The organism is Rothia sp. HMSC069C04, from assembly GCF_001812895.1.
In the GTDB taxonomy this organism is placed as follows: Bacteria; Actinomycetota; Actinomycetes; order Actinomycetales; family Micrococcaceae; genus Rothia.
The window spans coordinates 1-12,874 of the sequence record NZ_KV810713.1; the positions used below are offsets into that span (position 1 = coordinate 1).

Annotated in this window: 9 protein-coding genes, 1 pseudogene and 1 riboswitch; of the genes and pseudogenes, 5 read left to right on the forward strand and 5 right to left on the reverse strand. The window is 56.7% G+C overall.

Annotation, left to right across the window (positions count from 1 at the left end; all coding sequences use genetic code 11):
• Positions 1–1,265, reverse strand: a 1,265-nt coding sequence (locus HMPREF2879_RS00870; RefSeq protein ID WP_070634600.1) for an ATP-binding cassette domain-containing protein, incomplete at its 3' end; no start/stop codon positions are given.
• A 347-nt stretch (positions 1,266–1,612) separates the two neighbouring features.
• Positions 1,613–1,729, forward strand: a riboswitch (SAM riboswitch).
• Positions 1,730–1,846: 117 nt separating this feature from the next.
• Between HMPREF2879_RS00870 and HMPREF2879_RS00875 the strand changes: the two genes are divergently transcribed.
• From HMPREF2879_RS00875 to HMPREF2879_RS00890, 4 genes are all read left to right on the forward strand, one after another.
• Positions 1,847–2,752, forward strand: a complete 906-nt coding sequence (locus tag HMPREF2879_RS00875; protein ID WP_070634596.1) for a methylenetetrahydrofolate reductase — start codon at positions 1,847–1,849, stop codon at positions 2,750–2,752.
• Between the two features lie 163 nt (positions 2,753–2,915).
• Positions 2,916–5,243, forward strand: coding sequence for a 5-methyltetrahydropteroyltriglutamate--homocysteine S-methyltransferase (metE, locus tag HMPREF2879_RS00880; RefSeq protein WP_070634597.1), 2,328 nt, complete (start codon positions 2,916–2,918; stop codon positions 5,241–5,243).
• 517 nt (positions 5,244–5,760) lie between these two features.
• A complete protein-coding gene (locus tag HMPREF2879_RS00885; RefSeq protein WP_049363820.1) occupies positions 5,761–7,200 on the forward strand; it encodes an MFS transporter in 1,440 nt (479 codons plus the stop codon).
• A gap of 107 nt (positions 7,201–7,307) precedes the next feature.
• Positions 7,308–9,290 (forward strand): M13 family metallopeptidase, encoded by a 1,983-nt coding sequence (locus HMPREF2879_RS00890; RefSeq protein ID WP_070634598.1) that lies wholly within the window; start codon positions 7,308–7,310, stop codon positions 9,288–9,290.
• 119 nt (positions 9,291–9,409) lie between these two features.
• On the opposite strand, the gene HMPREF2879_RS00895 is transcribed toward HMPREF2879_RS00890, so the two are convergent.
• From HMPREF2879_RS00895 to HMPREF2879_RS00910, 4 genes are all read right to left on the reverse strand, one after another.
• Positions 9,410–10,147, reverse strand: coding sequence for a DUF6318 family protein (locus HMPREF2879_RS00895; protein ID WP_049340842.1), 738 nt, complete (start codon positions 10,145–10,147; stop codon positions 9,410–9,412).
• Between the two features lie 103 nt (positions 10,148–10,250).
• Complete coding sequence (locus HMPREF2879_RS00900; protein ID WP_049352829.1) at positions 10,251–10,973, reverse strand: DUF6318 family protein; 723 nt, start codon at positions 10,971–10,973, stop codon at positions 10,251–10,253.
• A gap of 129 nt (positions 10,974–11,102) precedes the next feature.
• The gene (locus HMPREF2879_RS00905; protein WP_070634599.1) at positions 11,103–11,342 is read right to left on the reverse strand and encodes a transcriptional initiation protein Tat; all 240 of its coding nucleotides are present in this window, start codon (positions 11,340–11,342) and stop codon (positions 11,103–11,105) included.
• Positions 11,343–11,590: 248 nt separating this feature from the next.
• Positions 11,591–12,250 (reverse strand): hypothetical protein, encoded by a 660-nt coding sequence (locus tag HMPREF2879_RS00910; protein WP_060824882.1) that lies wholly within the window; start codon positions 12,248–12,250, stop codon positions 11,591–11,593.
• Between the two features lie 269 nt (positions 12,251–12,519).
• Between HMPREF2879_RS00910 and HMPREF2879_RS00915 the strand changes: the two are divergent.
• Positions 12,520–12,874: pseudogene (locus HMPREF2879_RS00915) on the forward strand (ECF transporter S component); the annotation flags it as partial.

The following is a 12,874-nucleotide window of genomic DNA, read 5'->3' on the forward strand; positions in this document are numbered from 1 at the left end:
TAGTCTTGACTCACCAAACCAACATTTGCCAACATGTTGTATTTACTCTCAGAAGAAGCACCCTTATACGTTATGCTCCCCTGGGCAATTGGTGTAATTCCAAGAATTGCATTTATTAGCGTTGTTTTTCCCGCGCCCGAGGCACCAACTACTGCAATCATTTGATTATTCATCAGCTCAAGATTAATATCTTTAAGCGCAAAAGACGACGCGCCCTCATACTGAACGGATACATCTTTGCATATAATTTTTGAAATATTTTCACGGTTAGGGTTAGAAGTTTTTATCTCAGAAGCATGGTCGTAAGTATCAGAGTCGCATACCCTTCGGAATTGCTGGACAGATAATGCTCCATTAATAATCTGGCCGAATGAATATCCCACCTCTTGGGTCGCGTTAACACAGGCAATGATTCCAATCAGCGATCCGGCCACATACGATATATCGGCGCCTGAATCCACAAGGAAGTACAGGGACGCAAAAAGTAAGACAGAGCAGAGTAGCCCTGCAACTATGGAGATGATTCCTCTAACACTTTCAAGGCTCAATTCCCTACCGGCTGCCCGGCGTCGCCAGGACGCTACGCGTTGCGAGAAAAATCGGGAGGCTCTCATGAGGTGAAGTTCTTGGGCGCGACTTTGAGCCATCAGATTGTCTAGATAGTAGTTCTCTGCCCGATAGTCCTCGTACATTAGGGTGTATATGGCGTAATCACGTTTAGCGAGAATCACCATTGCAATGGCTAGGGGCAATGAACACAGTGCCGCAAAAATTGCTGCCACAATGCTGACGTTCGCAATATTGAGACAGAGAAGTAACACCATTGCGAAGGCACTCACCAGTGCCATAACTGACATGGTGTGAACCTGCAATTCCTGTTTCGATATTGCCTCTCTTGCAGCACGTATATCTTCCTGTGATTTTGTGCTACCTATATCAGATAACGGAAATGTAGATAACCTGTTATTTAACATGCAGTGAACCCGATAGTTCACCTTTGATTTGAGGATGAGCATGTTACTTATGACCCAGCGTTGGGCAATAATATTAATTCCAACGACAAGGGCAAGAGCAACAATATAAATCCATGCTGTGCCACCACTTGAACCGCTCAAGGCTGATACTGTATTACCAATCAGCAGGGACTGACTCAAGGGAATGCAGGCAATGACGGCTAGCGATAGGGCGGCGCTCACCAGGGTTGTGGGACAGGTTTTCCAGGCCAGGCGGAAGGACCAGAGTATAGAAGAAAATAGCTTTTTCATTCTCACCACGCTCACAAAGTCATATTGAACTCATCTTTGAGCCCTGAAACTCCTCGATGAGCGGACATCGAAACACTACCCGTGCCTCACTAGCTACCCTACCCCTCAATGAAATTCAAAACACATATATTCGCGCGTGTCCAAGAATATTAAGCGAACGTATCTGCGATAGTGCCGGGCATTCAGGGGTCAGCCGACAGCCCTACCCGCAACACCTCCAGCCGCCCTTTGTCATAGTCGGTCATATTAAGTTCATATTTCGCCCCAATGTCATGTCCAGAAATATTAGGGCATCAACCGCCGTGCCCCTTGCACGCCCTCGGAGGCGGTGGGTAGAGTGAAAGCGTTATCTATCAAGAGCGACCGAGAGATCTGGCTCGTAGACGTCGCAGCAACCTCGCCAGTATCCCCCACCGTCACGGTGCAGGGTACGGACAAGGTGCTCCCGCCAGAACCGATAGAGAAGAATACCCTTCGGCACCCCTTGATGAGTCGTACTCGCAAACCGGTACAGCACATCCTGCAGAAGAATTCGCGCACCCTCACGGTGCGTATCTATCGGGTGAACACGAAGGATGGTTATGGCTACAGTTCACCCGGCTCTTTCTTTTGAGCTATTCCCTCCGCGCTCACAGGCGAGCTGTGAGTCGCTGCTCCGCACCATTGCGGAGCTTGAGGGCACCAACCCCGACTACGTGTCGGTCACCTACGCCGGTGACGCTAAGCGCCGCCAGAAGACCTTGGCGCTGCTCGACCACCTAGTGCATGAAACCTCCCTCACCCCGCTGGCTCACCTGATTTGTGCAGGCCACTCGGTGCATGAGCTGGAGCGCGCAGTCCGCCTAATTCTGGGTCTGGGAGTGCGCGGCTTCCTGGCTCTTCGCGGTGATATTCAGGAAGGTCAGGTTTCTGAACTTCCTTTCGCCCGCTACCTGGTAGAGCTCATTCGCCGCGTGGAGCGTGAAGATTTCGCCCACCTGGCGGCTGGCAAGGTGTCGATTGGTGTGGCGGCGTACCCGCAGAAGCACCCCGAGTCCGCATCCCTGCTGCAGGATATTGAGATTCTGCTGTCCAAGCAGCGTGCCGGCGCGGACTTCGCGATCACTCAGGTGTTCTTTGAGGATGAGCGCTACAGCGCCCTGGTCGATTCGGCGCACCTGGCAGGCGTGGATATTCCGATTATTCCGGGCATCATGCCGGTAACCTCGCTGAAGCGGTTGCAGAATCTCTGCCAGATGGCGGGCATGGAAGTCCCGACGGACCTCGCCTACGCCCTAGAGACAGCAACCAGTAGCGCTGAGCTGCACCGCATCGGTGTTGAGTACGCGTTGAACCAGTGCCGCGCCGTGATGGACGCGGGCGCGCCGGGTCTGCACTTCTTCACCTTCAACGAGCATGCGGCGGTTCTGGACGTTCTGGATCAGCTGGATTTGCCGCGGTACAGTAACCGTTTCTCTCAGTCGCTGAGCGAACTGGAATACGTCTAAAAACCCCCGCCTCAACCCATAACGCTCCTTGTCGGATGCGTTTCCACTTTCTCCCCCACAAATATTCCGGGAGTTGTTGAGTCCTCCGTTTCACCACCCACAGTCGGGTGGTAAAACGCCGGAACCGACTCCCACATCTATCCCCAGTAAAGGAATAACTATTATGTCGAACACCGCATTCCCCGCCGCAACCATTGTTGGCTACCCCCGCGTGGGCCGCTTCCGCGAGCTGAAGAAGGCTCAGGAGGCTTTCTGGAAGGGCAAGGCAACCCTGCAGGAGCTGCAGGACACCGCCGCTGACGTGCAGCGCACCTACTTCGAGCGCGTGACCGCCGCCGGTCTGAAGGCTGACAACTACTCGATTCCGGCGACCTTCTCCTACTACGACCAGGTGCTTGATGTGGTTCGCCTGTTCACCCTGGTTCCCGAGCGTCTGGCTGAGGCTAAGGACGCACGCGGCCTGCTGGATCTGCCCGGCTACTTCGCACTGGCGCGCGGTACCGAGACCCTGCCTCCTCTGGAGATGACCAAGTGGTTCGACACCAACTACCACTACCTGGTACCCGAGATTGGTGCCGGTACCGAGATTAAGCTGAACCTTGAGGCTATTGACGAGCAGCTCGAGGTAGCAAAGCAGGCTGGCGTGAAGGTTCGCCCGCAGATTGTTGGCCCGCTGACCCTGCTGCTGGGTGCTAAGGCTGAGCAGGGTTCCGCTGAGGACTTCTCCCCCGTTGACCGTCTGGATGAGTTCGTTGCCGCGTACGCTCAGGTGCTGGAGCAGCTGGCTGAGCGCGGTATTGAGTGGGTTCAGCTGGACGAGCCGGGCCTGACCGTGGACCGTGCCGACAACGCGAAGGTTGCGCAGCTGGCTGAGCGCACCTACCGTGCCCTGGCTGCCGGCGAGAAGCGCCCGCAGATTCTGGTGACCAGCCCCTACGGTTCCCTGCGTGAGAACCTGCCGGCACTGCTGGGTACCGGTATTGAGGCTCTGCACCTTGACCTGGTGCACGGCGTGTACTCGAAGGCTGAGCTGGAGTCTGTTTCTGCCGCCGGCGTGCACCTGGTTGCCGGTGTTGTGAACGGCCGTAACGTGTGGCGTGCTGATGTTCGTGCCGCACTGAAGACTCTGGAGGCGCTGCCCGGCGCATCCGAGGGTGCCGTGTCGGTGTCCTCCTCGACCTCCCTGCAGCACGTGCCGCACGACCTGGCTCTGGAAGACCCCGCCGAGGTTCCCGTGGACGGCCTGGCATTCGCCGACCAGAAGGTTGCCGAGATCGCCCTGCTGGCTCGTGGCCTGGCTGAGGGTGAGGCTGCTGTTGAGCCGGAGCTGAAGGCTGCTGACGAGGCGCTGGCTCGCTTCGCCGCTGACCCGCGCAAGCACAACGACGAGATTCGTGCCCGCGCCGCAGCTGTGACCGCTGAGGACTTCAACCGCCCGACCATTGATGTTCGCCGCGCGGCTCAGGCTGACCTGAACCTGCCGAAGCTGCCGACCACCACCATCGGTTCCTTCCCGCAGACCGCTGAGATTCGCCGCCGCCGTGCGGAGGCTCGTGCGGGCAAGATTTCCGCCGAGGAGCTGAACGGCTTCCTGCGTGACGAGATTGCCTCGGTCATCAAGCTGCAGGAGGAGCTGGGCCTGGACGTGCTGGTTCACGGTGAGGCTGAGCGTAACGACATGGTTCAGTACTTCGCTGAGAACTTCGACGGCTTCGCAACCACCCGCCACGGCTGGGTTCAGTCCTACGGTTCGCGTTGCACCCGCCCCTCGATTCTGTTCGGTGACGTGAAGCGTCACGGTGAGGGTCTGCGCGGTGAGGCGTTCACCGTGCCGTGGAGCTCCCACGCACAGTCGCTGAGCGACAAGCCCGTCAAGGGCATGCTCACCGGCCCCGTGACGATTCTGGCGTGGTCCTTCGTGCGTGACGACCAGCCGCGCCGCGAGACCGCTAACCAGGTGGCTCTGGCTCTTGCCGACGAGATTGCCGACCTGGAGGAGGCGGGCATCCGCATCATTCAGGTGGACGAGCCGGCTCTGCGCGAGCTGCTGCCCCTGCGCCGCGATGAGCAGCCGCAGTACCTGGATTGGTCGGTGAACTCCTTCCGCCTGGCTACCAGCGGCGTGAAGGATTCCACTCAGATTCACACCCACCTGTGCTACTCGGAGTTCAACGAGATTATCGACTCGATTAACGCTCTGAACGCTGACGTGACCAGCATTGAGGCGGCTCGTTCGCACATGGAGCTGCTGGCTGACATTCCGGAGAGCTTCGTTTCCGGTCTGGGCCCGGGCGTGTGGGACATCCACTCCCCGCGTGTTCCTTCGCAGGAGGAGATTGAGTCCCTGCTGAAGGCTGCGATTGGTTACGGCACCATTGCTGACCTGTGGGTGAACCCTGACTGCGGCCTGAAGACTCGTGATTACGAGGAGACCAAGCAGTCTCTGCGTCACCTGGTGGACGCCACCAAGGCGATTCGCGCGTCCCTCTAGGAGGCGCCTCTTGGTTCCGCTGCCTGCTGCGGGTTGACCGGATGATGGTTTGCTCGCGGTAACCTGCGGCAGGTGGCGGTTGTTCGGCTTCGTGCCGGTATGCGTACCGACTGTATGCCGAGCTTTTGGGGATAGATAACGGGCCCGCCCGTACGGTTTTTCTTCTGCACTGTACGGGCGGGCTTTTCTGTGCTGTTTTGGGGCGCCAATGCACTGGTGTTCAAGTGGTTTTTTATTTGAACTTAGGGTATAAATTACTCTAATTTTAAGTGTGGTCTGACCAAAACACATACTTACTCAACCGAGAAAGTATTTATATTCATTACACGACTTGAGGCAATGTTGCCCAGTAGACAGATGTACATCACACAGATTTAGCACTTCCCCGTAATTCCGGGATAAAAACAGCATTAATAGAATAATCACTCTGAATATCCGTTCACCCTAGTGAACATTCTACTGAAAACATTCCCATCAGATTAGCATTTTTATAAGCCGCTGTTTTTAGAATTCCAGCATGACTACTACCACTTCATCAAAGAAGAAGAAGGGTTCTGTACCCCGCTGGCTCGCAATTCCGGCGCCCAAGCCTCAACTGAGCGAGGCTGAAGTTAATGCGAAGTACCCGCGCATGCGCCTACAGGTCTTCATGGGTATCTTCATCGGTTACGCGACCTTCTACCTGATTCGTAACAACGTCCCGCTGGTCACCCCGATTCTGACCAAGGAACTTGGCTTCAGCAACGCAGCAATTGGTGCGCTGTCCACGGCGCTACTGCTCGCTTACGGCTTCAGCAAGTTCTTCACCGCAATGATTTCTGACCGCTCGAACGCGCGTTTGTTCCTGCCCATCGGTCTGGTGCTCTCGGGTGTTGCAAACATCCTGCTGGCAATGACCGGTTACATGGGTGAAGGCGCGGGTGCGGCAGGCTACGGTGCCGCTATCGCCTCCATCATGGCGACCATCATGGTCTTCAACGGTATCTTCCAGGGTATGGGTTGGCCTCCCTCGGGTCGTGTGCTCGTGAACTGGTTCTCCACCAGCGAGCGCGGCACGAAGGTTTCCTGGTGGAACACCGCTCACAACGTTGGTGGTGCGCTGTCCGGTCTGCTGGTTGCGTGGGGCTTCTCCATGTTCGGCAAGACCTGGGAAGTTGCCTTCTGGTTCCCGGCTGTTATCAGCTTCGTTCTGGCGTTCGTGGCGTGGTTGCTGATTCGTGACAACCCCGAGGCTGAGGGTCTGCCCACCGTTGACGTGTACCGCAACGACCCGCACAAGGTTGAGTCCACCGCTGAGGATCGTGCGGAGTCCACTTGGACCACCATCCGTAAGCACGTGCTGACCAACTCGACCATGGTGTACCTGGCTCTGGCAAACGTGTTCGTGTACACCCTGCGTTACGGCGTGCTGGTGTGGGCGCCGAAGTACCTGCACGATGTGCGCCACGCTTCCCTTGAAGGTGGTATTGCGGGCTTCTCGATTCTGGAGCTTGCCGGTATTGGTGGCACCGTCCTGTGCGGTTACGTTTCTGACCGCATGTTCAAGGGTCGCCGCTCCCCCGCGGGTATTCTGTTCCTGATTGCGACCGTCGGCGCAATTCTGCTGTACTGGCTGCCTTCTTCGGATGCGCCGCTGTGGATTGCGTACGTTGCGTTGGCTCTGATTGGTGGCCTGATTTACGGCCCGGTCATGCTGATTGGTCTGCAGGCTATTGACCTGTCCCCCTCGCATGTTGCGGGTACCGCTGCGGGCTTCACTGGCCTGTTCGGTTACGCTCTGGGTGCGACCCTGGCTTCTGCCGGTATCGGCATTATTGTTGACCACTGGGGTTGGGGCACCGCGTTCGTCTTCATGATTGTGTGCTCGGGTCTGGCTGTTCTGTTCCTCTGGCTGGTTAACGGTGCCGAGAAGCGTCTGATGGCTGAGCGCGCAGAGAAGCTGGCGGCTCAGGCATAATTGTCCGGTCTTTCGTGTAGGGAAGCCACACGTTTGCTGGTGAGTCACCATATGGTGGCTTGTCGGTAATCGTGTGGCTTCTTACGTTAAGAACCTAGAATGGAACCATGACTACTAACTCTGGAATCACTAAAGAATGGGTGGATGAAACCGTCAAGCCGGGCGACGATTTCTTCCGCCACGTCAACGGTAAGTGGCTTGCTACCCACGAAATCCCGGCGGACCGCCCCAAGGACGGCGGCCTGTACACCCTCCGCGATAACGCAGAGAAGCACGTGCGTGAGCTGGTGGAGAAGATCGCGAAGGAGCAGCCGGAGTCCCTTATTGGTGCACTCTACAACTCCTTCATGGATGTTGAGAAGATTGAGGCGGACGGCCTGGAGCCGTTGCTGAAGGAAATCGCCCCGATCTTGAACTCGGCAACCCCCTCCCACCTGGCTGTGACCCTGGCGCTGCTGTCTCGTGCGGGTCTGCCGCAGCTGTTCGCCTGGTACACCAGCAACGACCCGAAGGACCCGAAGAACTACACGTTCTTCCTGTACCAGTCGGGTCTGGGTCTGCCGGATGAATCCTACTACCGTGAAGAGAAGCACGAGGCTGCATGCGCGGCGTACGTTGAGCATATTGCCCGCATGTTTGAGCTGACCGGTCTGGCTGAGGGCTTCGGCCTGACCCCGGAGCAGGCGGCTCAGCTGGTGTTCACCCACGAGTCGGAGCTGGCTCGCCTGCACTGGAACGTCGTGGAGAACCGCGACGCTGAGGCGACCTACAACCCGTACCAGGCGACCGAGCTGGACGAGAAGTTCCCCGGCTTCCCGTTCTCGCAGTGGCTGCTGGCTCTGGGTGCCGACCCGGAGACCCTGGGTCAGGTTATTGTGGCTCAGCCGTCCTTCTTTGAGGGTGCGGCTAAGCTGTTCACCTCCATCCCGCTGATGAGCTGGAAGCTGTGGGCTGTGTGGACCGTTCTGCGTTCGCGTGCGCCGTTCATGTACGACGAACTGGTTCAGGAAAGCTTCAACTTCTACGGCAAGACCCTTTCCGGCACTCAGCAGATTCGTGAGCGCTGGAAGCGCGGCGTGGGCGCTGTCGAGAAGGCTCTGGGTGAGGAAATTGGCCAGGAGTACGTGGCTGTGCACTTCCCGCCTTCGCACAAGGAGAAGATGCTGGTTCTGGTCGGCAACCTCCTGGAGGCGTACCGCGAGTCTATTGAGTCGCTGGACTGGATGACTGAGGCAACCCGCCAGAAGGCGCTGGAGAAGCTGTCGAAGTTCGTCACCAAGATCGGTTACCCCGACAAGTGGCGTGACTTCTCCGCACTGGAGCTGGTGCCCGGTGACCTGTTCGAGAACCTGCGCCGTACCGGTGCGTTTGATGCTGACTGGCTGATTGCCCGTAAGGGTCAGCCGGTGGATAAGTCGGAGTGGCTGATGACTCCGCAGACCGTGAACGCGTACTACATGCCCCCGGCGAATGAGATTGTGTTCCCGGCAGCTATTCTGCAGCCCCCGTACTTCAACCCGGATGCTGACGATGCGGCGAACTACGGCAATATCGGCATGATTATTGGCCACGAGATTGGTCACGGTTTTGACGATCAGGGTTCCCGCTATGACGGTGACGGCAAGCTGGAGAGCTGGTGGACTGAGGAGGATTACGCGAAGTTCAAGGAGCGCACCTCAGCGCTGGTGGAGCAGTACAACGCGTACGTTCCGGTGGGTCTGGATGAGAAGTTCCACGTGAACGGTGAGCTGACTCTGGGCGAGAACATTGGCGACCTGGCTGGCATGTCGATTGCGTTGAAGGCGTACCGTCTGGCTTTGAAGAAGCAGGGCATTGAGTCGCTGGCTGACGCGCCGGTGATTGACGGCATGACCGGTATTCAGCGTTTCTTCTTCTCGAATGCTCGCGGCTGGTGCACGAAGTCCCGCCCGCAGCATGCTGAGGTGATGATTTCGGTGGATCCGCATTCGCCGGATGAGTTCCGTGTGAACGGTGTGGTGCGCAATATTGATGAGTTCTATGAGGCGTTTGGCGTCTCTGAGGGCGATGCACTGTACCTGGCTCCGGAGGAGCGCGTGCGCATCTGGTAGCACCCCGATAAGGGTATATACTTTATTGCGCATATAAGAGAGGCGCCCGCCTCGTGGTTTTCAGCCACGGGGCGGGCGCCTTTTAGGTGTAGAAGCTATGCGCTTCTAGACTGAAGCTTTTAGGAAGCAGAAGCCGATGCAGTGGCACTAGAAGTAGCAACCGGATTCACTGTAAGCTTCCAGTCGCCATTCTCATAAACTCCACGAATGATGGCATCTCCAGTAATTTTGCGGTATTCCTTGGGAGACTCCATCACTTTCCCCTTGTATACAGCAAACTCACCGTTCTCCAAAACCATCTTTACATTCCAGATATAGCTATCACCATCGCGGGTCGGTTGAGGCGTATTCATAGCGACAGTAACAGTTTGTTCTTGGCGCCAGACCTCCCCCTTTTGCAAAGCATCATCGAAGCTACCAGGCGTGGGTTCAAGGGTGGTCTTCAATTCTGAAATATCAATACCGCTTTCACGCAAAGGTTCAGTCTTTCCGGTACGCCCATAATATTCAGAAGCGGCGCCAAAGAATGCAATGGACTGGTAGAAGCCTTCCACGCTGTTCTCGTTAGCAACAGCGGGCTTCACAGGTACAGGAACATTCTTGGGCGGCTCGGTACGGGTACCTTCCTTATAACCTGCAGGCTTGGAAGTGTAGCCGTCCAGGACCGCAACGCCGGAGTAGTCGCTACGAACGCTCTTAGATGCGGAAGCAGATGCGCTACCGGATGCATTGCTGGATGCCCTCTCGGATGCGTTGCCGCTGGTTGCTTGCGGCTGAGCGCCGCACGCTGCCAGGAGGGTTGCGCCACCGGCGGCTACAACCATGCCGAGGGCAGATCGGCGGGTTACGTTCTTCATTGGTTCTCTCTATCTACGGTGGTGGCGCCCGCCTCGTGGTTTTTCAGCCACGGGGCGGGCGCCTCTCTGTTTTTAGAAGCTATACGCTTCTAGACTGATGCTTTTAGGAAGCAGAAGCCGATGCAGAAGCCTCAGATTCAGACTTCATGCCAGTCAGCTTCCACGCACCGTTCTCGTAAACACCGCGCAGGGTACGCTCGTTGACGTTCTCACGACCGCTTTCGGGGACCTCCAGAACCTTATCCTTAGATGCCATGAATTCGCCGCGGGTAAGGGTGAAGCGAGCATTCCAGGTGTATGCCTTACCATCGCGGGTGGGCTGTGCGGAGAGCAGGGTGATGGTGACGGTCGGGTCGTGCATCCAGACTTCGCCCTTGACCAGCTTTTCGCCGAGGGTGCCGTCTTCCGGCTCGAGCATTGACTTGAGTTCGCTCTTGTCCATGGCGCTTTCACGCAGGGGCTCGGTCTTACCGGTACGCATGTAGTATTCCATGGCTGCGCCGAAGAACGCGATGGACTGGTACAGGCCCTCCACGCTGTTCTCGTTGGCGACGGCGGGCTTGGTCGGCACGGGCACGTTCTTGGCCGGCTCGGTGCGGGTTGCCAGCTGGTAGTCAGCAGGCTTGGAGGTGTAACCGTCCAGGACAGCAGGACCGGAGTAGTCGGCGCGTGCGTTGTTAACTTCGGCGTCCGAGGTAGAAGCGCTACCGGATGCAGATGCAGAGCCGCTGGATGCCTGGGACTGCGAACCGCATGCCGCCAGGAGGGTTGCGCCACCGGCTGCGGCAAACAGGCCGAGTGCGGATCGGCGGGTTACGTTCTTCATTTTTTCTCTCTATCTGTGGTGTGTTTTCCGCACCGTGGTGCGGGTGATGCCTGCGGCATCTAACGGGAAGACGGCACTACACGAATGTAGTGCCGTCTTACAGTATATGTTTATTGGGCTTGGTATTTTTTAGCCGCCGTAATAGTAGTAGTGGCTGTAGGAGCTGCCGTAGTAGTCGCTGATGACGATGCGGGTGCGGCGGCCGTAACGGTCGGAGTAGTAGCGGTTGTAGGGGTTGCGGCGCACGGTGGGGCGGTAGGTGGTTGCCTGTGCGGGGGTGAACAGTGCGCCGAGGGCGGTTGCTGCGCCTGCGCCTGCGGCGGCGAGTGCTGCGCGGCGGGTGAGGCGTGCGGGCTTCTTGGTGGCCATGGTGTGCCTTTCGGGGTCGGTGTTTCTGTGAAGTGACGTGGCGTGTGCACGGCGTGCGGCTGTGCATTAACCATTTCTTATTGTATGCCTCAACGTTAATGTTTTTACGTGCAGAGTGCACCTTCTAGTTGAGGGTTAGATCATGCGAGCTAGTCCACGTTTTTCCGGCAGAAAAATTGCGGAAATATTGGTTGAGAAACACGCCGGGCACGCACTCAATACGGGCTGAAAACAGCCTAAATTGCAGGCTACATGTCTACTTCGGCGAGGCCCGAAATTTCCTTGTCCTTGATGTGCGGGATGGTCGAGTTCCAGTTCATCCACGCCTTGACCTGGGCGACTTCTTCGGGGTTGTTCATGTCTGGCCATCGGTCGTTTTCCATCTTGAATCGGGTCATTGCGAGAAGGGGGTAGCCATCATAGATGGGCCCGAAACGCGCAATATGCTTACCCGATTTTGTTTCGAAGGAGACAGAGTCTGGGCTTTCACTGTCGTAACTCTCCCTATACGTGACCTTATCAATCGCGTTAAGCGGGTAGAAGGTTTTATTGTCGTGCCCGTCGTCCTCTTCGACTCCTTCGGGCGAAATTTTGGTGTAAGACCCAGTAGCTTCATTGAAGAAGTACAGAAGAGTACAGATGAGAAGGAAAACTCCGATATCTAGAAAATGGAATCCTACATCGTTCAGCAAATGCAACATAAACATCACAGCAGGGATTATAAGAAGCGCGACGGTAAGCGCAATTATTCCAAGGCGGTCGCCTCGAGTAATGTAAATATTTTTGGCGTACAGCTTCTTGTCTCGGCGGCGGTTGATTTCGTAGACAATGATGGACCGGAACATCTTATACGCCTGTAGAACATTTACTAGGCCCCAGAGGGCAATCGTGGTGTAGTTCATCATCATGGTGGTCAACTACCCTTTCTGTTTATCGGTGACCCGTAGCTTTCCGGCAACGGTGCGAAGGGTGCGGGTTCGTTCTCAGAGTAGCCGAGGAAATCTGGTGGTTAGGCACGGATTTGGGCTATCTGCGCAGTGGTTGCCGAGTCTTCACCGGAGCATTGCGTCGAGTTAACCTCCCGTCTAGATTGGGTGCGATAGGCTAAGGATGTGCCCGCCACCTCACCGGGGCGGGTGTGATTCACCAACCACTACCGCACAAGGACGTACACACCATGAGCGCAGCAGAAGACGGAGCCCTCGCAGGACTTATCGTCGCCCTGATACCGGGTATCCGTATTAAGCTCGGCAAACCCACCCTAAACAAAAGGCAGAAAAGACCCATTGCGGCGTTTATTTTCTTCTGGCTTGTATCTATCCTTGGGTTTGTTGGTGCGCCGATATTTCTCTTTTCGACAGGGACACACGAAGGCCTCGCGGATGAGTCACAAGCGGGGGTGGTCATTGCCGCTTTCCTGATTGGTGTCTTAGGCATAGGCCTGCTGGGTGCTATTCCTCTGAACCACTGCTACGCCTTCTACCTCGAGTTGCGTGAGGACCACGTGCGGTGGCGTAATTGGCGGTGGAAGG